The following is a 20497-nucleotide window of genomic DNA, read 5'->3' as shown; positions in this document are numbered from 1 at the left end:
CTCCCCCGCACCCCACCGCCTTCTCCGGCCTCCCCGGGCGACGGAAAGCGCTCACCACACGGTGGCCACCGCCGGTTCGGTGGTCACCGCGGGAACGGAACGCCGTCCATCGCCAGGGACGCCGCGAGGTAGCCGCGCATCGCGGTCGCGCTCGTCACCCTCCGCCCCGCTTCCAGGCGCTCGGCGAGGCCGGGCAGGCGCTTGTGGCGTCCGGCCGCCACCGCCCCCGCGGCCACCAGGCCCGCGAAGGGGAACCGGTCCAGGAAGCCGTGCCCCGAGCGCGGAAAGCGCACCAGCGCCGCGTCCGGGATGCGCCCGGCCATCGCCTCGGCCCCCGGCGGAACCGCGCGCAGGTCGTAGGCGCCGCTGAGGACCGCGACGGGCACGGACAGGCCGCGCTGCACGGCTTCGGCGTCCACCGGCAGGCCCGCGAAGTCCGGTTCCCGTCCGGCGGTGACCTGCGCGAAGGCGGCCGCCGGGTCCAGCGGTCGGCCGTCGGGCTCCAGGTCGTGCAGCTCGCGCCGCCAGATCTCGCTGACGAGGTCGAACTCCAGCACGCAGGGGGAGCGCTCCCCCGCCTCCTTCCCGGCCAGGCGCCGCACCCGTCTCCAGGTGCCCGTCCGCCCGCGGGCCACCGCCTCCAGGAGGCGTTCCACCATGGCCGGGCCGCCGAACTCGTAGACGACGGGGACCACGTCCTGGCACTCGTCCGCGGGGACGGCCCCCTGCTCCACCAGGTCCCGCAGGCGTTCGGCGGCACCGGCGGCCTCCGGCGCCTCCCCGCGCCACAGCAGTCCGCGGACGTACTCGCGCACTTCGGCGTGGTCGGCCCGGGTGCTCCCCGAGGTGCTGTCCAGCACCAGGCCCGCGACCCGCCCGGGGTGGCGCCCGGCGAAGACCTGGGCGAGCACCCCGCCGTAGGAGGCCCCCCACACCACGGCCCGGCCGATCCCGCAGTCGTCCAGGACGGCGGCCAGGTCGTCGGCGGCCGCGGCCAGGGTCAGCGCCGCGGGCGGCAGGTCGGCGCCGCCGCGGTCGCGCCGGGACAGGCCCACGCCGCGGTGCTCGGCCATCACCGCGTCGAAGCCCAGCCGGGCCGCGGAGCGGCGCACCGAGCGGTAGGGCAGCACCGAGGCCATCCCGGGGCCGCCCGGGACGGCCAGCAGGGGCGTGCCGCCCGGGCGCCCGTCGCGGACATAGGCCAGGTCGAACTCCGTGCCGCGGCCGGGAAGCACCGGGCGGGGGACGGTGCGGACTCCGGGCATGCGCCGCAGGCGCTCGGCGAGGCGGGTCTCGGTGTCCATGGCGCCATCCTGCCGCACGCCCGGGAGGGGGCGGGAGGGGGCGGGACCGGCGGGTGCGTGCCGTGCCGCCGGCCCCGCCCGGTCAGCGGCGCCCGGGGCGGGCGCGGTCCTGGTCGGGGTAGGGCAGCAGGGCCATCTCCCGGGCGTTCTTGATCGCGGCGGCGAGCAGGCGCTGCTGGCGGGCGGTCACCCCGGTGACCCGGCGGCTGCGGATCTTGCCCCGGTCGGAGATGAACTTGCGCAGCAGGTCGGTGTTCTTGTAGTCGATGTAGTCCACGTCCGCCAGCGGGTTCGGCTTGCGGCGCGGTTGCGCGGTCCGGCGCGGCTTCACGGGGTCCTCCTCGGGGTCGGGTGTGTCGGTCGCCGCGGCCTCAGGGGGCGGCCGCGATGATCTCGTCGAAGGGGTCGTCGCTGCCCGCGTCCCGGCGGTAGCCCTGGGCCAGCTCCTCGTCGGTGAGCAGGCACGCGTCCAGCACTTCGGTGAGGCGGCGGGCGTCCAGGCCCACGCCGGTGAAGGTCAGGCACTGGCAGCGGTCGCCGTGCTCGGCGCACCAGTCCAGGGCGGCCGCGGCCCGGCGGCGCTCGGAGACCAGGTCCCAGGCCGCGTCGGGCAGCGCCGCCAGCCACGGCCCGCACGGCTCCACCGACAGCGACGCCCCGGCGGCGTCCCAGGCGAGCATCGTGTCGGGGTGGCTGGCCAGCCAGAACCGGCCCCGGCTGCGCAGCGAGGCGGCGACGACGTCGTCCAGCGCCCGGTGCAGCCGGTCCGGGTGCAGCGGGCGCGAGCGCCGCCAGGTGACCGTGCGCACGTCCCCGGCCTCGCAGGAGTCCGGCGGCTGGGCGGTGGCCGGGTCCATCCGGGCCGCGGCGGCCTCCGGGTCGAAGCCGCCCTCGGCCATGGCGGCCAGCGCCTCCCGGTCCGGCGGCACCACCAGGGCGGCCGGGTTGAGCTGGAGGAGGACCGCGGTGCAGCGCTCCGGGTCGGGGGCCGGGCCGCCCGCGGTGCCCGCGGTGTCGAGCACCAGGCAGGTGGGGTACTCGATCTGCTGGGCGAGCACCTCGGCGACGGTGCGGTCGTCCTCCTCGGCCACCGACAGCCCGCGGTCGTCGACGTCGTCGGTGGTGGCCAGGTCGGCGACGAGCCGGTCGGCCGCCACGGCGGCGGCCACCCCGGCCAGGCGCACCCAGTCGGTGACGGGCCGGTCGTCGACGACGGTGGCGGTCAGGGCCTCGGCGACCGAGCGCGGGGCGACCGTGTCCCAGGCCTCGACCACGTACAGGCTGTGCTCACCGCGTTCGGCGAGCCCGCACAGCAGCGGGACGAGGTCCTGGCGCAGGGTGCACGAGACGCAGGAGTGGACCAGGTCGACCCGGGTGCGCTCGACGGTGCCCCAGCGGTCGCGGAGCACCCGGTACACCTCGCCGTCGCCGATGCGGCCCAGGTCGTGGTGGATCGCGAGCGCGCCGGGCTCGGCCTCCAGCAGCCGGTCGACGGTGCGCCTACGGGCGTCGGCGTGGAGCCCGGCGACCAGGGCGACTCGCGCGGGCATGGCCTGCTTCATCTCGGGGACCCCGCCTTCCTCATCTTGAAAACGATAATCGTTATCATACATGGGACGGACGACCCCCGCGGCCACCGGGGACGCACCTGTGCCGCACGACACACCCCGCATGGGATGCTTCCGTGTGACCCGTCCGGCGGAACGGGGCCGGCCGACACCGCGTCGTTGTCGTGGGATTCCGCTCGAACACGAGGAGTGCGCATGTCCGGCAGCGGCCGCCCCTCTGAGATCACCGTCAAGGACCGACTGAGACTGTCGACGTGGCTGTGGCTTTCCTTCGGCCTCCTCGTGCTGCTCGCCGCCCCGTGGCTCGTGACCGCCGCCGGCACCGGTGAAGTGATGGTCCGCGACCCCGTCACAGGGCTCGACACGCCGACCTACGCCTGGGCGGCCAGGCTGACGGGGGTCCTCGCCCTGCTCGGCTACCCGCTCCTGCTCACGATCGGCCTGTTCTTCCGTGGCCCGGCGGTGCGCCTGGACGACGAACGGATCCGGCTCCGCGGCAGGTCGAAGGTGTCCGCGCGCTGGAGCGAGGTCGACCGGATCGTGCTGTGGCGCCGCAGGGTCCGGCGGCTCGGGTTCATCCCCGGCTGGGAACCGCAGGTCGGCATCGTTGCGGACAACGACCGCACCAAGGGCTTCCAGCAAGCCGCGAGCGGGCGGCGGTGGGAGGCGGGCGATCTGCGGCCCAATGGCGTCCCGGAGTGGCTGCCGGGCGGGGTGCAGAAGCGCAGCGTCCGGCTCTCGTTCCGTTGCGGCCCCGAGCTGGCCGCAGGCGTGGCCCGGTTCGCCCCGGACGTCCCGGTCGTGGACGGGCGGGACCCCGGAGAGGCGGCCCTTTGAACACCCGTCAGAACCCGTCCGGGACCGGTTCGGCCAGAGTGAAGGCGTTGCCGTCGGGGTCGGTGAAGCCCGCCTGCCGCCCCCACGGGTGGTCCTCCGGCTCCTCCACGCGCACCCCCGCCGCCGCCAGGCGCGCGCAGTCGCCGTCGACGTCGTCGCTCTCCAGGACGATGCCGTGCCCGCACCCCTGCTCGGCGACCGACAGCGTGAACCCGGTCCGCGCCCCGGGCGGGGCGACCTCCAGATGGCGCACCGGCCCCACGGCCCGGTCGGCGACGACGGCGAATCCCAGGACCTCGGTGTAGAACTCCCTGGCCCGATCGAGGTCGACGACCGGGAGGGTCACGGTCCTCGCGTGTGTGATTCCCATACCGGAATGGTCGGGACGAATCGCGCCGAACGCCAGCGGGACACACCGGCGGCCGCTCTGTCGGTCAGGGCACGGGCGCCTCCTCGTCCAGCGCCAGGTTCAGTTCAAGGACGTTCACGCCCTCCTCCCCCAGGACGCCCAGGGCGCGCCCGGTGGTGCTGCCGTCGACGAGCCGTGCGACCTCGGCGGTGTCCACCCCGCGCGCCTGGGCCACGCGGGCGGTCTGCAGCCGGGCGTTGGCCACGGTGATGTGCGGGTCGAGCCCGGAGGCCGACGCGGTGACCGCGTCCACCGGCACTTCGGCGTCGTCGGCCAGGCCGTTCTCGGCCCGGTACTCCTCCGCGCGGGCCTCGATGTCCTCCAGCAGGCCCTCGTCGGAGGGGCCGAGGTTGGCGCCGCCGCTGTCGGCCCCGTCGTAGCCGATCGCCGACGGGCGCGGGTGGAAGTACCCCTCCCCGTCGAAGGGCTGGCCGATCAGCTCCGAGCCGACCGCCTCGCCGTCGCGCTCGACGATCGAGCCGTCGGCCCGGTGCCCGAAGGCGGCCTGGGCGGCGCCGGTGACGGCCAGCGGGTAGACGAGCCCGGTGAGCACGGTGAGGACCGCCAGCATTCCCGCCGCCGCGGTGAATTGGCGCAGCATGTCAGGACACCCCCAGTGCGGTGAGGACGAGATCGATGGCCTTGATACCGATGAACGGGGCGATGAGCCCGCCCAGGCCGTAGACGAGCAGGTTGCGGCGGAGCGTGGACGCGGCGGTCCCGGCGTGCGTGCGCACCCCCCGCAGGCTGAGCGGGATGAGCGCGACGATGATCAGCGCGTTGAACACGACCGCGGACAGGATCGCCGAGTTCGCCGAGGACAGGCCCATGATGTTGAGGGCGTCCAGGGCGGGCAGCACCCCGGAGAACATCGCCGGGATGATCGCGAAGTACTTGGCGACGTCGTTGGCGATGGAGAAGGTCGTCAGCGCGCCTCGGGTGATCAGCATCCGCTTGCCCACCCCGACGATCTCGATGAGCTTGGTCGGGTCGGAGTCGAGGTCGACCATGTTGCCGGCCTCTTTGGCGGCCTGCGTGCCGGTGTTCATGGCCACGCCCACGTCGGCCTGGGCCAGCGCCGGGGCGTCGTTGGTGCCGTCGCCGGTCATGGCGACCATGGCGCCGCGCGCCTGTTCGCGCCGGATGAGGGCGAGCTTGTCCTCGGGCCGGGCCTCGGCCAGGACGTCGTCCACCCCGGCCTCGTCGGCGATGGCCCGCGCGGTGCGCGGGTTGTCGCCGGTGACCATGACGGTGCGGATGCCCATGGCGCGCATCTGCGCGAACCGCTCGCGCATGCCGGGCTTGACGACGTCCTTGAGGTGGACGACGCCGAGCACCCGCGCCCCGTCCCCGTCCGCGCTCGCCACCGCCAGCGGGGTGCCGCCGCCGGCCGAGATCCGGCCGACCGCGGCGTCCAGCGCCTCGGGCACCCGCCCGCCCTGCCCCTCGACCCAGGTGCGGACCGCGTCGGCGGCGCCCTTGCGGATGCTCAGCCGCTCACCGTCCAGGCCGCTCATCCGCGTCTCGGCGGTGAAGGGGACGGGCTCGGCGGCGGCGGTCCCGGCGTCCGCGCCGGCCCCGTGGTGCTCGGAGGCGTACCGCACGATGGACCGGCCCTCGGGGGTGGTGTCGGCGCGGGAGGCGGCCAGCGCCGCCGCGGCCAGTCGGGCGTCGGTGACGCCGGGCATGGGCACCAGGCCGCCGGCCTGCCGGTCGCCCAGGGTGACGGTGCCGGTCTTGTCCAGCAGCAGGGTGTCGACGTCGCCGGAGGCCTCCACCGCCCGCCCCGACACGGCCAGCACGTTGCGCTGCACCATGCGGTCCATGCCCGCGATGCCGATGGCCGACAGCAGGGCGCCGATGGTGGTGGGGATGAGGCAGACGAGCAGTGCCACCAGCACCACCACGCTCTGCCCGGCGCCGGAGTAGACGGCCAAGGGCTGCAGGGTGGCCACGGCCAGCAGGAAGATGGCGGTCATCCCGGCGAGCAGGATGGTGAGGGCGACCTCGTTGGGGGTCTTCTTGCGCTCGGCGCCCTCGACCATGGCGATCATGCGGTCGAGGAAGGTCCTGCCCGGAGGGGCGGTGATGCGCACGGCGATCTCGTCGGAGAGCACCCGGGTGCCGCCGGTGACCGCGGAGCGGTCGCCGCCGGACTCGCGGATCACCGGCGCGGACTCGCCGGTGATGGCGGATTCGTCGACGCTGGCCACGCCCTCGACCACGTCGCCGTCGCCGGGCACGGTCCCGCCCGCGGCCACCAGGCACACGTCTCCCACGGCCAGTTCGGTGGCGGGCACCTCCTCGCTGCCGCCGGACGTGCGGCGGCGCGCGGTGGTCGCCGCCCGGCCGCTGCGAAGCGCGGCGGCCTGGGCCTTGCCCCGCCCCTCGGCCATGGCCTCGGCGAAGTTCGCGAACAGCACCGTGAACCAGAGGAAGGCGGTGACCAGGCCGTCGAAGACGCTCTGGGCGGCGGTGGCCGAGGGCAGGTCGCGCACGAACAGGACGGTGGTCAGCGCACTGCCCACCAGCACTACGAACACGACGGGGTTGCGGGCCTGCACCCTGGGGTGCAGCTTGCGGAAGGACTCGGCCGCGGCACGGCGCACCATGGCGCCGTCCACGGTGGTCCGGCGCCCGGCGGGGCGCGTACCGCGCCCGTCGGGCGCGGCGGGAGGGGCGGCCTCGGGGGCCGCCTGCTGTGTCTCGGTCACTTCGGTCGTTCTCCTACAGGGAAAGCTGCTCGACGATGGGCCCGAGCGCCAGGGCGGGCAGGAAGGTCAGCCCGGCCACGATGGCCATCACCCCGACCGTCATTCCGGCGAAGAGCGGGGTGTGGGTGGGCAGGGTGCCCGCGGTGGCGGGGGCGGGGCGCTTGGCGGCCATGGATCCGGCGATCGCCAGCACCGGGATGATCAGGAAGAACCGGCCGACCAGCATGGCCAGGCCCATCGTGGTGGTGTACCAGGTGGTGGAGGAGTCCAGTCCGGCGAACGCCGAGCCGTTGTTGTTGGCGGTGGAGGCGTAGCCGTAGAGGATCTCCGAGAGTCCGTGTGGGCCCGTGTTGCCCAGCGAGGCCAGTGCCGGGGGCAGCAGCACCGAGGCCGCGGCGAAGCCCAGCAGCACGGTGGGCATGGCCAGCACGTAGAGCATGACCAGCTTCATCTCGGCGGCCTGGATCTTCTTGCCCAGGTACTCGGGGGTGCGCCCGACCATCAGCCCGGCGATGAACACGGCCAGCACCGCCATCACCAGCAGGCCGTTCAGGCCCACGCCGACGCCGCCGGGGGTGACCTCGCCGAACATCATGTGGACCATGGCCAGCCCGCCCCCGGCGGGGGTGAAGCTGTCGTGCATGGCGTTGACCGACCCGTTGGAGGTCCCGGTGGTCGAGGCGGCCCACAGGCCCGAGGCGGCGGGGCCGAACCGCACCTCCTTGCCCTCCAGGTAGCCGCCGGACTGGTCGGCGGTCGCGCTCTGGTCCACGCCCAGGGCGTCGAGCCGGGGGCTGCCCCCGGCCTCCAGGGCCATGGTGCCGATGGACATCACGGCCCACACGGTGAGCATGATGCCGAACACGGCCCGGCCCTGCCGCCGGTCGCGCACCATCGCCCCGAAGGCGAAGGCCAGCGCGAACGGGATGACCAGGATCGCCCAGTTCTCCACGAAGTTGGACAGGGCGCCGGCGTTCTCGAACGGGTGGGCCGAGTTCATGTCGAAGAACCCGCCGCCGTTGGTACCGAGCTGTTTGATGGCCACCTGGGAGGCGGCCGGGCCGCCGGGGATGGTCTGGGCGGCCCCCTCCAGCGTGGTCACCACCGTGTGGCCCTTGAGGTTCTGGATCACCCCGCACCCGGCGAGCACCAGCGCCACCAGGGTGGACAGCGGAAGCAGGATGCGCAGCGTCCCGCGTGTCAGGTCGACCCAGAAGTTGCCCAGGGTGGCGGCGCGGCGCCGGGCCAGGCCGCGGATGAAGGCGGCCATCACGGCCATGCCCGCCGCGGCCGACACGAAGTTCTGCACCGTGAGGCCCAGCATCTGGGTCAGGTGGCTCATCGTGCTCTCGCCGCCGTAGGCCTGCCAGTTGGTGTTGGTGGCGAAGCTGACCGCGACGTTGAAGGCGACCCGGGGCTCGACCGCGGGCAGGCCGACGGGGTTGAGCGGCAGGGCCGGCTGGAGCCGCTGCAGCGCGTAGACGGCGAGGAAGGACACGGCGCTGAACGCCAGCAGCGACAACGCGTAGGACGTCCAGCGCTGCTCGCCGTCCGGGTCGACCCGGCACAGCCGGTACACCGCCCGCTCGACCGGTCCGAAGAACCGGTCGCCGGGCGCCTTCTCCCCGTCGCCGTAGACCGCGGCGATGTAGCGGCCGAGGAAGGGGGCGGTGGCGAGGAGGGCCGCGATCAGCGCGGCGAATTGGAACCAGGCGGCGCCCGACATCAGAACCTCTCCGGGAAAAGGAGCGCGGCCACCAGGTATCCGGCCAGGGGCAGCGCGAGGACCAGCGCGACGATGTCGTCCGGGCTCACTCGGGGCTCACCCCGGCGGAGGCGTCGGCGGAGGCGTCGGCGTCGGCGTCTCCGCCCGCCGCGATGATGCGGTCACAGCCGCGGACGTAGGCGACGCACAGCGTGAAGAACGCCGCCGCCACGCCCACGAACACGAAGTCGGCCATCGGAGCCGTCTCCTTTCATGGGGATCTCAGGGAGATCCGCGGGGATTTGCGAGCGGGGGGTGGGGCGCGTTCGCACCCGAGAGGAGATTCAACGCCCTGGACATCACCGGACAAGACGGACTTACGGGTTCTTTACGACGTGCGCCGGTGGAATTGTCGGACCTTTAACGCCGAGCCCGGAAAGGCGCGGCCGGGGAAGCGCGCTCGCAAGGGCGTACGGATGGGCGTACGGATGGGGCGCGGATTTCGGTCCGTTCGGGAGGGGTGCCCGGGAACGGACCGACCGTTGACATCACGCCGCCCACCGCTGATCCTCCCTAGCAGAGGGAGGTGACGCATTCATGGCCGGATGCTCGTGCGGTCACGGCTCTTCGTGCTCTTGCGCGTCGGGCTGCTCCTGCGGCTGCAACGGATGAACCCCTGGACCCCCTGACGGCCCGGTGAACCCCCGGTCCCCGATCCTGGCCCCCTACCGAACCGGGTCCACCCGGTTCCGCCGGTAGTCAAGACGCGCCTCCCCGCCCGGCACCGCGCCGCCCGGCCGACGGTCCCCTTCCGCAGCCGGACCGGCCCGGAGCCCCCGGGCAGGGAGGCGCCGGTGTCCCCGCGCCGGTCAGCCGCCTGCGGCGGCCGCCTTCGCCTCGGCGCCGCTGATGCCGACCAGGGTGGCCGCCAGGGCCACGATGGTGAAGACGCCGCCGACCATGAACGCGCCCGAGATCCCCTCGGTCATCACGCCCGCCGGTCCGGCGCCCGCCGCCTCGGCGCCGCGGCTCGCCGCGCCGAACACCGCGACCAGCACCGCCAGGCCCAGGGCGCCGCCGATCTGCTGGAGCGCCTGGAGCAGCCCCGAGGCCGCGCCGGAGTCCTCCGCGGGGACGCCGGAGACGATGATCATGTTGAGCGGGACCACGCTGAACCCCACGCCGATCCCGAACATCACCATCGGCCCCAGGACCCCGGTCAGGTAGTCCCCGTCGGGGCTGAGCACGGTCAGCCACAGCGCCGCGGCGCTGATCAGCGCCACACCGGTGGCCGCGATCGGCTTCGGCCCCGTCTTGGGCACCAGCTTGAGCACGACCTGGGCGCCGCCGAAGACCGCGACGGCCATGGGCAGGAACGACAGCCCCGCGATGATCGGCGACTGCTCCAGGACCTCCTGCAGGTACTGGACCAGGAAGAAGAACATCGCGAACAGGGTGGCCGGCACCAGCAGCATGTTCAGCAGGCCTGCGGCGCGGCTGCGCTCGGCGAACAGGCGCAGCGGCATGATCGGCTGGGAGGCCCGGCCCTCGTTGAGCACGAACAGCGCCAGCAGCACCACGCCCGCGGCGAAGCAGCCGAGGGTGACCGGGTCGGCCCAGGCGCCTTCGGCGGCGCGGAGGAACCCGTAGACCAGCGCGGTGAGTCCGGCCGCGGAGGCCACCGCCCCCGCGATGTCGAAGCGGCCCTCGTTGCGCTCGGCCTCCCGCAGCGCCAGCGGCACCAGGAGCACCACGATGATGCCGATGGGCACGTTGACCAGCAGCACCCAGCGCCAGGAGGCCAGGAAGGCGATCACGCCGCCCGCCAGCAGGCCCAGCGCCATGGCCGACCCGGTGGCGGTGGAGTAGACCGCCAGCGCCCGGTTGCGCGGCGGCCCCTCCTCGAAGTGGGTCATGAGCAGGGCCAGGGTGCTCGGTCCGGCGAGCGCGGCGCCGACGCCCTGGAGGGCGCGGGCGGCGATGAGCATCTCGGCCGAGACGGCGAGGCCTCCGATGAGGGAGGCGGCGGTGAAGATCAGCACGCCGACGGTGAAGACCTTGCGGCGGCCGAGGATGTCCCCGGCCCGGCCGCCCAGGAGCAGCAGGCCGCCGAAGGTGAGGGCGAAGGCGTTGACGACCCAGGAGAGCCCGGTCGGGGTGAAGCCCAGGCCCTCGCGGATGTCGGGCAGGGCGATGTTCATGATCGTCATGTCGAGCATCAGCATCAGCTCGACTCCCACGATGACCGCGAGCGCCAGGCCGGGCCGGCGGGGCACGGCGGGCGCCCGCGCGCCCTCCTGGGCGGATGGGGATGTGGACACGGTTCTTCCTCCGGGGGGTAGGCGGACGCCGAGGGGCGCCCCCATTAAGGGACGCAGACGTTCACTATATAGTGGACGAGTGCGTCCACTACAAGAGGTCACTAGGATCGTGTCCGTGCCCGGCTCCAGAAGAGAGGTGGTTCAGCGATGCGGCCCAGCACCGCCGATCCGGCCGCGGAGGCCCCGGCCCGGACCCGCCGCCGGGGCGAGGAGCTCAAGCAGGCGATCTTCGCCGCCGTCATGGAGGAGCTGCGCACGACCGGCTACGCGAACCTGACCATGGAGAGCGTCGCCGCCGCCGCGGGAACCGGGAAGTCCGCCCTGTACCGCAGGTGGCCTGACAAGGAGGCGATGCTGCGCGACGCCCTGCGCGGCACCCTGCCCGACCCCGACGAGGTCCCGCGCACCGGCGACACCCGCACCGACCTCGTCGCCCTCCTGGGCTTCCTGCAGTCGGTGTTCAACGACACGAGCGGCACGCTCTTCCAGGCGGTGGCCTCCGAGGCGGGCACCGACACCGGGTTCATGCGCACGCTGGTCAACGACCACGTGGTCGCCCCCTGCAAGGTGCGCATCCGGGAGGTGCTGAGCGCGTCTCCGACCCAGGCCGACACCCCGGCGGGCGACCTGGACCTGCTGGCCGAGGTCGGTCCGGCGATGCTCACGCACCGCTGCCTGACCGGCGAGGCGGCCATCCCGGACGCGTACGTTGCCGACGTGGTCGACGTGGTCCTGACACGGCTGGCCGGGGGATGACACCGCCCGGCGAAGGGCGGCCGCCGCCACCGCGGCGCATCCGCCCGCCCCGTGTGCGCACGTGCCGCCGGTGTCCGGGGATGAACGACGGCGAGCCGGGCGGGACGGGGCACACCCTCTCCTGAGGACGACGGCCACCCCTGCCTGCCCACACCGTCGCAGCGCGCAGGAACAGGTCAAGGGCGGGCCGCCCGGATGCCCGCATCCGGCCGCGTCCGTGACACACGGAACCCGCGCGAACACCCCTTGTAGTAGGACCGGGGCGGACTTAGACTCACGCGAGCCCCAAAAGGGCCGACGCTCCCCCACCCGCAAGGAGTTCGCACATGACGCGACGGGTATCCCCACTCACCCTCGTCATCGCCACCGTCGCCGCCCTGATCGGCGGCGGCGCGGTCGCCTCCCCGGCGGCCGCCTCCCCCGCACCCGCACCCGCACCCGGCGGCGACGCCGCCGTCCAGCAGACCGTCCTGCGCTACGACGACAGCAGGGCCGGAGAGTTCCAGGACGCGGTGGCGGCCGGCGCCGCCGAATGGAACGCGGCCGTCGACAACGTCGAACTGGTGCCCGCCGAGCCCGGCCAGCGCGCCGAGATCACCGTCGTGGCCACCGACGGCTGGCCGATGGCGACCCTGGGCCCGGTGCGGCCCGGCGGGTCGGCCACCATCTGGTTCGGCCGCCAGGCCGTGCAGCAGGGCCACGACACGGTGCGCATCGCCGCCCACGAGCTCGGGCACAACCTCGGCCTGCCGGACGTCAAGCCCGGGCCCTGCTCCTCCCTGATGTCCGGCTCCACGGGCGGGGTGGGCTGCACCAACGCCACCCCGAACCGCCAGGAGCGCTCCCGGGTCGAGCAGCTGTACGGCGGCGGGGCCGCCGCGCAGACCCCGGCCGCGGGGACCGTCGTCGTCGACCGCCCCTAGACCGCTCCGCCGGTCCGGCGCCGTCGGCGGGCCCCCCGGCCCCCCGCCCGCGCGCCCCACACCCGGAGCGGTCGAGCATGCCCGTAAGGGCGGCCTTCTCGTCGCTGTCGACGGTCAGGCCGTAGCGGTGCTTGGCGTTGATCCAGGACTTGGCGTAGTCGCAGTGGACGGCCGAGCGGGAGGGCCGCCACTCGGAGGGGTCCTGGTCGCTCTTCTCCCGGTTGCTGGAGGCCGACACCGCCCAGAGCAGGGGGCCCTCCACGTTGTTGGCGAAGGACCAGCGCTTGGACGAGGACCAGGTGTCGGCGCCCGAGCGCCAGGCCTCGGCCAGCGGGACCATGTGGTCCACGTCGAAGGACGAGGAGTCGGTGGTGGTCTCGCCGTCGAAGGCGCTGAACCACGTGCCCGAGACCGCGCGGCACGCGCCGTCGGTCTCCACGTTCTCGCCGTCGCGGCGCAGGACGTATTCGCGGGCGTTGCAGTTGCCGTCGACGGCGCCCCAGTGCGGGAAGAGCGACCGGTCGTAGGGTTCGGAGGCGCCTTCGGGGCGGACCTGCAGGCCGTCGAGCTGGCCGCGGGCCTCGGAGGCGGAGGGGATGCCGGGCGGCAGCGACGCGGCGGCGGCCGGTGCGGCGGGCAGCAGGGCGGCAGCGGCGGCCGCGGCGATGGCGGCGGCGGACAGGCCGAGAACACGCCGGGGGGTTCGGTGCGGCATGGGGCTCCGTTTCCTCGGTGTAGCGGGGTCGGTTTCGGCGCCTTGCGGCGCTTCGAGCGTCCCCCGCCGAGGCGAGCCGCGCAATGACCCTCGGTTAACGGGCGATGACGCGTGTCGGACCCGGGCGGGTCCGCGTGCCCGGCGCCGCAGGGCACCGCCCCGCCCGTCCACAGGCCGGGAATCCGGTCCCCGCACGGCCGGCCGCGGCGGCACGCTGGTCCCGCCGGCCCGGAGAGGGCCTCTGGGCCGGGGAGGGAGGTGCGACGGGCATGCGGTTCGTGAGAGGTACCGTGCGCGCGTGGGCGGCGGTGCTCGCCGCCGTGCTCGCGACCGCGGCCGCCGCCGCTGCGGCGCCGGGGCCGGAAGGGGGAACGGTGGACGGATTCGCGATCGGGTACGTGCCCGCGGCGCTGGCCGAGGGCGCCGAGGTGGAGGCCTCGGAGTTCTCCTACGCCTGGGGCGGGGCGGACTTCACCGCCCGCACCTGGGAGAGGGCGCTGCCCGGAGGGGGCTTCCGGGTGGAGCTCCAGGTGCTGGTGGTGCGCGCGGAGGCGCTGACCGGGCCGGAGGAGGTGCGCGCGTTCCTGGCCGAGTACCACGAGCGCGACGCGCGGGAGTGGGAGCTGGAGGCGTTCGACCACCGGGGGTCGCCCGGGTTCGCCGGGGCCGCGGAGGCGTTCTGGCTCGATGAACCGGGCGTGGCCGTGGAGGTCCGCGACAGCGCGGGGCTGCTGGGCCGGGAAGAGGTCAGAAGAACCGCCCTGGGGATCGCCCGAGAGGCGTGATGGTCCCGCGCCCGCCGGTCCCCCGCGGGCGAGGGGACCGGCGGGCGGTCAGGGCCGTGCGCGGTCGCCCGGCTCGTCGGGCGGCGGTGCGCAGGACTTCAGAACACCGTCGTAGACGTCGATCTTCGTCTGCACGAATCGGCGCGCCTTGGCGACCCTCTCCTCCTGCTCGCGCAGGCGGTCGAGGTGCTCGGCCATGATGCCGCGGCGCTCGTCCGCCGTGGCGTCGCCCTGCCGGGCGAGCCGGGTGTAGCGGACCATCTCGCGCACCGGCATCCCGGTGTCGCGCAGGACGAGCACGGTCTCCAGCCAGTGGAGGGTGTCCCGGTCGTAGCGCCGCCTACCGTCGCCGTCCCTGGGCACGGGGCCGACCAGCCCGATCCGTTCGTAGTAGCGCAGTGTGTCCGCCGTCAGCCCGGTGTAGACGGCGGCTTCGGCGATGGACAGTCCGTCGGTCTCGACAACAGCCATGGCCGTCAATCTACGCCTCTTCCGGCACGGGGAGGAGAGTGGTTCCCGGCCCAAACGGCCGCCCCGCCGTGAAAAGCGCGGAGCGTCAGCCCCCGCTCCCCGCCCCGCCGACCGCCGCACGGCGCTCGGCCCGCTTCCGCGCCTGCTCGTGGGCGTCGCGGAGCAGTTCGACCGCTCTGCCGCACGTCCGCTCCCCCGGCACGACGACGGCGATCCACCCCAGCGGGCCGTACACGGGGTGGGGCAGGAACACGTCGGAGGCGCTGAAGTCGGGCGCGTCCGACGCGGCTCCCGCCTCCCCTCCCACGACCTGGGCGGCGACGGCCTTGCCGACGTGGACGTTCAGCCGCCACCGGCCTTCCCCGCCCAGGTCGGACGCGGTGTCGTCCGGGTAGTCCTTCGTCACGATCGTGGCGTAGGGCTGCTCCCGCTCGGGGACCTTCCCGTCGGGCGCGTAGTAGAAGAAGTGGTCGCCCCAGGCGAGCTCGGGGAACCCGCTGCCCTCCGCGGGCGCGAGTTCCAGCACGCCGTCGAGGGCGCGCACGGCATCCAGGATCCGCTGCATACTCATGGTTGAAGTATGGGGTTGAAGTGCTTATGGAGGGTTGACCGATGGCCAGTGGAGCGGCGGAGCGCACCGGAACGGCGGACGGCCCCCTCCGCACCAGGGACGTCTCCGCCGCGACCGGCTACTCCGTCCAGCAGATCCGCGACCTGGAGGCCCAAGGCGTCATCCCGCCGGCGCCGCGCGCCGCCAACGGATACCGCCGCTTCTCTCCGGAGCACGTGCGCGACCTGCGCGCCTACCGCGACCTGGCCGCGGCCGTTGGGCCCGTCGTCGCCCGCCGCACGATGCACGGCATCCGCGCGTCGGCCTACGACGAGGCGGCGGCCGCCATCGCCTCGCTGCACGCCGCGCTGGCCCGGGAGCGGGAGGAGGCGCTCGCCGCACGGCACGCGCTGCGGACGATCAGCGCCGAGGCCGCGGCGGACGCCGACCCCGCCCCCGGGGACGCGATGACGATCGGCGAGCTCGCCGGAGCCCTGGGGGTGCGCGCGTCCACCCTGCGCTTCTGGGAGAAGTGCGGGCTCGTCGCGCCGGAACGGGTCACCACCCGGGCGGCGGCGGCGCGCCGGTACCCGCCGGCGGCGATCCGCGAGGCCCGCATCACCGCCGCCCTGCGCGCCGCCGGGTACCGCGTCCCCGATGTGCAGAGGACGATCGAGGCCGTGCGCGGGCTGGAGGGGCTGGACGAGCCGCTCGCCGTGCTGGAGACCAGGATCGGCGCGATCGCCGACCGGATGGTCGCCCTGCTCCGCGCCGGGACGGCGCTCTCCGGGGTCATCGTCGGCCGTCCGTCCGAGCGGTGAGCGCCGCCCCACCGTCCCCTCAGGCACCCGAGGCGCCCTGCGTGAGGAGGACGAGCAGGGGCAGAGCCGTGTTGTTGACCGTGTGCACGGCCACCGCGGGCCAGATGGACCCGCTCCGGCGCATCACCTCAGCGGCCACGACGCCCACGATGAAGGCGCTGGGGAGGATGAAGTTGAAGCCGTGGAAGAGGGCGAAGACGGCCGAACTCCCGAGGACGCCCACCAGCGGGCCGTAGCGCAGGAGCGCGTTGGTGACGACACCGCGAAAGAGGAACTCCTCCCCGATGGGCGTGAGGACCGCCAGGAAGAGGAAGGTCAGCGCCAGGGGCAGCGCACCGCCCCCGGCGGCGTCGAAGTACATGCCCTGGGGGTTGGTGTCCGCGAAGTCGGTGAAGGACATGATGGCGGCGTTCACGGCCGTCTTGGCGCCGAGGGCGAACAGCCCGGCCGCCGCGCCGACGAGCATCCAGCGCCAGGTCGTGCGGCGCACACCGAAGGCCTCGAGCGGACGGCGGCGGACGGCGAAGGCCGCGCCGAAGCCGACGAGGCCCGCGATGCCCGACCAGGCGGCGACGACCAGCCCGAAGGCGACGGGGTCGAGGTCGAGGGGACCGTTCGACCCGAAGAAGAAGAGCCCGGCCGTGGTGACCACGAGCCCGACGAGCCCGACGGCGATCTCGGGCCAACCGGGGCGGTCGGGCGATGCGGATGCGGTGGAAGGGGTGGGGGTGGACAGTGGCTCGGGGCCGGTGGCGGACATGGCGGAGGCCTCCTAGGCGGTGGAACGGCCGATGCGGGTTCGGGCGTCGCCCCCGGGTGACGCGCCGGTCGACCGGCAGCGTCCGGTGTCGGGGTGACACAGCCGATTCCATCGCCGATGAGGCGGGGCCGGGAGTGGCGACACGTCAGGGATCGGGTGTGACGTGGCGTCACTACTGGAGGATGCGGAGCGGAGCGGCGGAGCACATCCCCGCGCCACAGGGCACCGGGAGCACCGATCACTCCAGAGGCGCCCAGGCCTGAGGTGGATGGACGCGCCGCACACTTGCCGGGCGCATACCCCGTCCACGCGCTACGACTGGCCGAGGTCAGGTCCATCCCCGCGCGTGCGGGGAGCGTGAGTACGAGCGCCAGCTCACCGACCTCCGCACGAGTCCATCCCCGCGCGTGCGGGGAGCACATGGCCGCCGGGCCGATCGCGCTGCCGTAGTTGGATCCATCCCCGCGCGTGCGGGGAACACACCCAGGACGAGCGCGGGATCATCATCGACCGGGGTCCATCCCCGCGCGTGCGGGGAGCACACCTAAACCACACCTATCCCCACCTGCGCACTGGGTCCATCCCCGCGCGTGCGGGGAGCACCGGTCGGGTCGGTGCTGGTGCCCGCCCCGCGGGGGTCCATCCCCGCGCGTGCGGGGAGCACTCTCCCCCACCTGCGGTGACGGAGTCCAGCCCTCTCTCCTCAGACCACTTTGGCACCTCTCCCCCGCCACCGGCGCCCGGTCGCCGAGATCCGCTCACGCCTTCTTCATGAAGCCGCCCCGCGCGATCCCGTCGCTCAGCAGTCGCGGCCAATCCGGCCGCCCCGGCAGCTCCTCCACCGACAGCACCAGGGCCCCGTCCCTCTCCTGCACCGCCGCGCCCCAGGCCGCCACGTGTCGCGCGTCGTCGACGTCCACCGCCCCTTGAAGCAGCAGGCCGTCGTCACCTGGGCCGTCGACCACCAGTATGGTCACGCCCGCCTCGATCCTCCAGCCGTCGCACACCGGCAGGGCACCGTCCGCCGCACCGCGGACGACCGGCAGCAGCCCGTGCACCGGGGCCCCGCCCATCAGCAGCACCGGGGCGGGTCCGAACACGAAAGCGACCTGGTCGCGTGGAAGGAACACGGACCGACCCTGCCACACCCCCGCCCCGCGCTCCCCCGCTTCCGGGATTCTCGGACCACCTCCCGCACGCCCCTGCACCCCTGCGTGGCAGTCTTGATCACGCGCCGACCTCCGCGGGGCGGTCCCGCGGGCATGAGGAGGAGGTACGCGATGCTGCTGGGCAGCGCCGACCAGGGGCGGACCGACGTCCCCGCCGTACGCGTGGGGGACGAAGCGATCGACCGGTCCTCACTCTGGGAGGCCGCGTCGGCGTTCGCCGCGCGCATCGCGGGCGCGCCCGCGGTCGCCGTGCACGGGGAGTCCTCCCTCTCCACCGTCGTGGCCGTCGTCGGCGGCGTGCTCGCCGGGGTCCCGGTGGTGCCGGTCCCGGCCGACGCGGGCACGGCGGAGCGGCGGCACATCCTCGACGACTCCAAGGCCGCCCTCTGGGCCGGACCCGCCCTCGACGAGGTCGGCGTCCCGCGCGTGCCCGCCGCCCCGGCCGACCGTGCCCCCGCCGGGTTCCGCGCCGCCGACCCGGGCCCAGAGGCCGCCGCCCTCATCATGTACACCTCCGGCACCACCGGCCCGCCGAAGGGCGTCCTGATCCCGCGCCGCGCCGTCGCCGCCGACCTCGACGGCCTCGCCGACGCCTGGCGATGGACGCGGGACGACGTACTGGTGCACGGTCTGCCGCTGTTCCACGTCCACGGGCTCGTACTCGGCCTGCTGGGCGCGCTGCGCACCGGCAGCCCGCTGGTGCACACGGTGCGCCCGCGCCCGGAGGCCTATGCGGCGGCCGCCGAGGCCGGGGGCACGCTGTTCTTCGGGGTGCCGACGGTGTGGTCGCGCATCGCCCGCGAGCGCGACGCCGCCACGGCCCTGGGGTCGGCGCGGCTCCTGGTGTCGGGCAGCGCGGGGCTCCCGGCCGGTGTCGCGCAGGCGATGGAGGCCGCCGCGGGGCTCGCGCCCGTCGAGCGCTACGGCATGACGGAATCGCTCATCACCCTGGCGGCACGGGCGGATGAACCGGCGAGGACCGGGTGGGTCGGCCGTCCGGTCACCGGCGTGCAGGCCCGCCTGCGCGGGGAGGACGGCGCCCCGGTCCCGGCCGACGGGGAGAGTATCGGCGCGCTGCAGGTGCGCGGGGCGACGATGTTCGACGGGTACCTGGGGCTGCCCGAGGCGACGGTGGAGGCGTGGACGCCCGACGGGTGGTTCGCGACCGGGGACGCGGCCGCGGTGGACGCCGACGGGCGGTACCGGATCGTGGGGCGCATGTCGGTGGACCTGATCAAGAGCGGCGGCTACCGCGTCGGCGCCGGGGAGGTGGAGTCCGCCCTGTTGGACCACCCGTCCGTGCGGGAGGCCGCGGTGGTGGGCGTCCCGGACGAGGACCTCGGTCAGCGGATCGTGGCGTACCTGGTGGGCGAGGGGATCGACGAGAAGGACGTGGTCGGCTTCGTTGCCGGTCGCCTGTCGGTGCACAAGCGCCCCCGGGAGGTGCGCGTGGTCGACGCCCTGCCGCGCAATGCGATGGGGAAGGTGCAGAAGTCCCTGCTCTGACCCGGTGGGGGAAGGGATCGGCACGCCCCGGCCGGGGCCGCGTCCGGGGAACGAGCGCCCGCCCGGGCCGGCCCGCCGTCCGGCGTGGTGGAATCGACACCTCACGTGCGTTGTTTCGGCGATGTCGCCACGCGGGACGGCCCCAGGCGGCGACGAACGGTGGGGGCGGGCCCGGCCGTCTCCAGCGCCCTGAGCGGCGCCCATCCCCCCTGTTGCACGACGCCCCGCCGTTCCGATACGCCGCGATGCCTCCGGGCCGGGTTTCCGGAGTCACCGGACGCACCTATGATGCGCATCTCGGCGGCGCAAGGCGCCCCGCCCCGGCTCCTGTCGGAACGGGACGCCCTTCGCCTCCGCCCCTCTCGCGTCCGCCCCGGAAGACCGATTCGTCCCTCAACGGATCCCCGGGGTGATCGCGTGCGTCTGTCACGTAAGCGCCGCCCGCCCACTTCCGGCGTTCCGCCCCGGTTTGACACTCCGGGATGTCGCGCTATGAAGTGTCCGGATCCCCCTCGCCCACGCCAGGCGCCCCTTCTCGGAAGCATTGCCGGAACCGGAAAGGCACGATCCCCCATGGTCGACGACGGGCCCTCCCCGGACGGGGCAGCACCGCGCGCGACGCGTCGCCAGAAGAAGGCCGAGCGCCGGCGCCGACGGCTGACCGTGGTCACCGTCATCGGCGCGGGAACCGCCCTCACCGGCGCCCTCGTCGTCGCCTCCCTCTCCCCGTCGTCCGACGGGCCGCGCTCCTCCGCGGGTGGCGGCAGCGGAGGCGTCTCCCCGACCCCGGAGGCCCGCCCGTCCGCCTCCTCGGCCTCACCCGGCGGCCCGGCCCCGACCGGGCCCGCCCCGACGAGCGCCACCAGCCCCTCCGCCGACCCCGGGGCCTCCCCCGACGACGCGGAGGACGACGACGCGGAGACGGCCGACCCGACCCCCTCCACCGAAGACGACACCCCTGAGGCCCCGGCGGAGCCCGGGCCGCCCTCGGGCGGCGACGGGGGCACCAGCGCTCCCGCCGCCCCGCCCGGCGACGGTGGCGGCGGGGGCGGGGGCGGCGGCGGGGACACCGGAGGCGGCGGTGGAGGCGGCGACGGTGGCGGTGGCGGCGACGAGAGCCCGCCCTCCGACGACGACCCCATCGAGGAGCCCCCCGACGACGGCTGCTGGATCTTCTGCTGAC

General features: G+C 74.5%; 21 protein-coding genes, 1 pseudogene and 1 CRISPR repeat array. Of the genes and pseudogenes, 7 read left to right on the top strand and 15 right to left on the bottom strand.

Translation table 11 applies throughout. The features are described from left to right. Positions 1 to 83: 83 nt before the first annotated feature. From O4U47_RS27715 to O4U47_RS27705, 3 genes are all read right to left on the bottom strand, one after another. The gene (locus O4U47_RS27715) at positions 84 to 1304 is read right to left on the bottom strand and encodes an alpha/beta hydrolase (protein WP_270680924.1); all 1221 of its coding nucleotides are present in this window, start codon (positions 1302 to 1304) and stop codon (positions 84 to 86) included. Positions 1305 to 1386: 82 nt separating this feature from the next. After that, positions 1387 to 1635: a 30S ribosomal protein S18 gene (gene rpsR, locus O4U47_RS27710; protein WP_270680923.1), complete on the bottom strand. Its 249-nt coding sequence runs from the start codon at positions 1633 to 1635 to the stop codon at positions 1387 to 1389. Between the two features lie 40 nt (positions 1636 to 1675). Further along, entirely contained in the window at positions 1676 to 2866 is a 1191-nt protein-coding gene (locus tag O4U47_RS27705) for a GTP-binding protein (RefSeq protein WP_270680922.1), read from the bottom strand. 201 nt (positions 2867 to 3067) lie between these two features. Here O4U47_RS27705 and O4U47_RS27700 point away from each other — a divergent pair, with 201 nt between their 5' ends. Continuing rightward, positions 3068 to 3709, top strand: a complete 642-nt coding sequence (locus O4U47_RS27700) for a hypothetical protein (RefSeq protein WP_270680921.1) — start codon at positions 3068 to 3070, stop codon at positions 3707 to 3709. 7 nt (positions 3710 to 3716) lie between these two features. Here O4U47_RS27700 and O4U47_RS27695 read toward each other — a convergent pair whose 3' ends face one another. The 7 genes from O4U47_RS27695 to O4U47_RS27665 all read right to left on the bottom strand — a co-directional run bounded on the left by O4U47_RS27695 (position 3717) and on the right by O4U47_RS27665 (position 10858). Next, a complete protein-coding gene (locus O4U47_RS27695; protein WP_270680920.1) occupies positions 3717 to 4079 on the bottom strand; it encodes a VOC family protein in 363 nt (120 codons plus the stop codon). Positions 4080 to 4143: 64 nt separating this feature from the next. Next, positions 4144 to 4719, bottom strand: a complete 576-nt coding sequence (gene kdpC, locus O4U47_RS27690; protein WP_270680919.1) for a K(+)-transporting ATPase subunit C — start codon at positions 4717 to 4719, stop codon at positions 4144 to 4146. A gap of 1 nt (position 4720) precedes the next feature. Next, positions 4721 to 6730: a potassium-transporting ATPase subunit KdpB gene (gene kdpB, locus O4U47_RS27685; RefSeq protein WP_270680930.1), complete on the bottom strand. Its 2010-nt coding sequence runs from the start codon at positions 6728 to 6730 to the stop codon at positions 4721 to 4723. Positions 6731 to 6845: 115 nt separating this feature from the next. Further along, a complete protein-coding gene (gene kdpA, locus O4U47_RS27680) occupies positions 6846 to 8558 on the bottom strand; it encodes a potassium-transporting ATPase subunit KdpA (RefSeq protein ID WP_270680918.1) in 1713 nt (570 codons plus the stop codon). Next, a complete protein-coding gene (kdpF, locus tag O4U47_RS27675; RefSeq protein ID WP_270680917.1) occupies positions 8558 to 8647 on the bottom strand; it encodes a K(+)-transporting ATPase subunit F in 90 nt (29 codons plus the stop codon). The genes kdpA and kdpF overlap by 1 nt, the downstream gene beginning before the upstream one ends. After that, the gene (locus O4U47_RS27670; protein WP_270680916.1) at positions 8644 to 8793 is read right to left on the bottom strand and encodes a hypothetical protein; all 150 of its coding nucleotides are present in this window, start codon (positions 8791 to 8793) and stop codon (positions 8644 to 8646) included. The genes kdpF and O4U47_RS27670 overlap by 4 nt, the downstream gene beginning before the upstream one ends. Before the next feature lie 613 nt (positions 8794 to 9406). Beyond that, on the bottom strand, positions 9407 to 10858 hold the full coding sequence (locus O4U47_RS27665; RefSeq protein WP_270680915.1) for an MFS transporter: 1452 nt from the start codon (positions 10856 to 10858) through the stop codon (positions 9407 to 9409). Between the two features lie 147 nt (positions 10859 to 11005). On the opposite strand from O4U47_RS27665, the gene O4U47_RS27660 reads away from it, so the two are divergent. Both O4U47_RS27660 and O4U47_RS27655 read left to right on the top strand, forming a co-directional pair. Beyond that, positions 11006 to 11614, top strand: a complete 609-nt coding sequence (locus O4U47_RS27660; protein ID WP_270680914.1) for a TetR/AcrR family transcriptional regulator — start codon at positions 11006 to 11008, stop codon at positions 11612 to 11614. A gap of 326 nt (positions 11615 to 11940) precedes the next feature. After that, on the top strand, positions 11941 to 12537 hold the full coding sequence (locus O4U47_RS27655) for a snapalysin family zinc-dependent metalloprotease (protein ID WP_270680913.1): 597 nt from the start codon (positions 11941 to 11943) through the stop codon (positions 12535 to 12537). A 64-nt stretch (positions 12538 to 12601) separates the two neighbouring features. Here O4U47_RS27655 and O4U47_RS27650 read toward each other — a convergent pair. Beyond that, positions 12602 to 13252: pseudogene (locus O4U47_RS27650) on the bottom strand (GmrSD restriction endonuclease domain-containing protein); the annotation flags it as partial. Between the two features lie 269 nt (positions 13253 to 13521). Between O4U47_RS27650 and O4U47_RS27645 the strand changes: the two are divergent. After that, a complete protein-coding gene (locus O4U47_RS27645) occupies positions 13522 to 14037 on the top strand; it encodes a hypothetical protein (RefSeq protein ID WP_270680912.1) in 516 nt (171 codons plus the stop codon). Positions 14038 to 14085: 48 nt separating this feature from the next. Here O4U47_RS27645 and O4U47_RS27640 read toward each other — a convergent pair whose 3' ends face one another. Together O4U47_RS27640 and O4U47_RS27635 are read right to left on the bottom strand one after the other, a co-directional pair. Then, positions 14086 to 14508, bottom strand: coding sequence for a MerR family transcriptional regulator (locus tag O4U47_RS27640; protein WP_270680911.1), 423 nt, complete (start codon positions 14506 to 14508; stop codon positions 14086 to 14088). Positions 14509 to 14593: 85 nt separating this feature from the next. Next, entirely contained in the window at positions 14594 to 15073 is a 480-nt protein-coding gene (locus O4U47_RS27635; protein ID WP_270680929.1) for a DUF6194 family protein, read from the bottom strand. 47 nt (positions 15074 to 15120) lie between these two features. Between O4U47_RS27635 and O4U47_RS27630 the strand changes: the two genes are divergently transcribed. Continuing rightward, positions 15121 to 15879, top strand: a complete 759-nt coding sequence (locus O4U47_RS27630; protein ID WP_270680910.1) for a MerR family transcriptional regulator — start codon at positions 15121 to 15123, stop codon at positions 15877 to 15879. 19 nt (positions 15880 to 15898) lie between these two features. On the opposite strand, the gene O4U47_RS27625 is transcribed toward O4U47_RS27630, so the two are convergent. Both O4U47_RS27625 and O4U47_RS27620 read right to left on the bottom strand, forming a co-directional pair. After that, positions 15899 to 16639, bottom strand: coding sequence for a CPBP family intramembrane glutamic endopeptidase (locus O4U47_RS27625; protein ID WP_270680909.1), 741 nt, complete (start codon positions 16637 to 16639; stop codon positions 15899 to 15901). A 330-nt stretch (positions 16640 to 16969) separates the two neighbouring features. After that, a CRISPR array of direct repeats spans positions 16970 to 17303; the repeat unit is 29 nt; unit sequence GGGTCCATCCCCGCGCGTGCGGGGAGCAC. A 94-nt stretch (positions 17304 to 17397) separates the two neighbouring features. Beyond that, positions 17398 to 17769, bottom strand: a complete 372-nt coding sequence (locus tag O4U47_RS27620) for a hypothetical protein (protein WP_270680908.1) — start codon at positions 17767 to 17769, stop codon at positions 17398 to 17400. Positions 17770 to 17919: 150 nt separating this feature from the next. Here O4U47_RS27620 and O4U47_RS27615 point away from each other — a divergent pair, with 150 nt between their 5' ends. After that, on the top strand, positions 17920 to 19314 hold the full coding sequence (locus O4U47_RS27615; RefSeq protein WP_270680907.1) for an AMP-binding protein: 1395 nt from the start codon (positions 17920 to 17922) through the stop codon (positions 19312 to 19314). Positions 19315 to 19887: 573 nt separating this feature from the next. After that, positions 19888 to 20496, top strand: a complete 609-nt coding sequence (locus O4U47_RS27610) for a hypothetical protein (protein WP_270680906.1) — start codon at positions 19888 to 19890, stop codon at positions 20494 to 20496. The last annotated feature ends 1 nt before the right edge of the window (position 20497 follow it).

It is taken from the genome of Nocardiopsis suaedae (assembly GCF_027706745.1).
GTDB lineage: Bacteria > Actinomycetota > Actinomycetes > Streptosporangiales > Streptosporangiaceae > Nocardiopsis_A > Nocardiopsis_A suaedae.
The sequence above is the reverse complement of the archived record's forward strand: the minus strand, read 5'-3'. Positions and strand labels throughout refer to the sequence as shown.

Bases quoted from the DNA above. Each gene is read 5' to 3' on its own strand.
- O4U47_RS27715 (WP_270680924.1), bottom strand. From the start codon at position 1,304: ATGGACACCGAGACCCGCCTCGCCGAGCGCCTGCGGCGCATGCCCGGA.
- O4U47_RS27705 (WP_270680922.1), bottom strand. From the start codon at position 2,866: ATGAAGCAGGCCATGCCCGCGCGAGTCGCCCTGGTCGCCGGGCTCCAC.
- O4U47_RS27700 (WP_270680921.1), top strand. From the start codon at position 3,068: ATGTCCGGCAGCGGCCGCCCCTCTGAGATCACCGTCAAGGACCGACTG.
- O4U47_RS27695 (WP_270680920.1), bottom strand. From the start codon at position 4,079: ATGGGAATCACACACGCGAGGACCGTGACCCTCCCGGTCGTCGACCTC.
- kdpC (WP_270680919.1), bottom strand. From the start codon at position 4,719: ATGCTGCGCCAATTCACCGCGGCGGCGGGAATGCTGGCGGTCCTCACC.
- kdpB (WP_270680930.1), bottom strand. From the start codon at position 6,730: ATGGTGCGCCGTGCCGCGGCCGAGTCCTTCCGCAAGCTGCACCCCAGG.
- kdpA (WP_270680918.1), bottom strand. From the start codon at position 8,558: ATGTCGGGCGCCGCCTGGTTCCAATTCGCCGCGCTGATCGCGGCCCTC.
- O4U47_RS27670 (WP_270680916.1), bottom strand. From the start codon at position 8,793: ATGGCCGACTTCGTGTTCGTGGGCGTGGCGGCGGCGTTCTTCACGCTG.
- O4U47_RS27660 (WP_270680914.1), top strand. From the start codon at position 11,006: ATGCGGCCCAGCACCGCCGATCCGGCCGCGGAGGCCCCGGCCCGGACC.
- O4U47_RS27655 (WP_270680913.1), top strand. From the start codon at position 11,941: ATGACGCGACGGGTATCCCCACTCACCCTCGTCATCGCCACCGTCGCC.
- O4U47_RS27645 (WP_270680912.1), top strand. From the start codon at position 13,522: ATGCGGTTCGTGAGAGGTACCGTGCGCGCGTGGGCGGCGGTGCTCGCC.
- O4U47_RS27640 (WP_270680911.1), bottom strand. From the start codon at position 14,508: ATGGCTGTTGTCGAGACCGACGGACTGTCCATCGCCGAAGCCGCCGTC.
- O4U47_RS27635 (WP_270680929.1), bottom strand. From the start codon at position 15,073: ATGCAGCGGATCCTGGATGCCGTGCGCGCCCTCGACGGCGTGCTGGAA.
- O4U47_RS27630 (WP_270680910.1), top strand. From the start codon at position 15,121: ATGGCCAGTGGAGCGGCGGAGCGCACCGGAACGGCGGACGGCCCCCTC.
- O4U47_RS27625 (WP_270680909.1), bottom strand. From the start codon at position 16,639: ATGTCCGCCACCGGCCCCGAGCCACTGTCCACCCCCACCCCTTCCACC.
- O4U47_RS27615 (WP_270680907.1), top strand. From the start codon at position 17,920: ATGCTGCTGGGCAGCGCCGACCAGGGGCGGACCGACGTCCCCGCCGTA.
- O4U47_RS27610 (WP_270680906.1), top strand. From the start codon at position 19,888: ATGGTCGACGACGGGCCCTCCCCGGACGGGGCAGCACCGCGCGCGACG.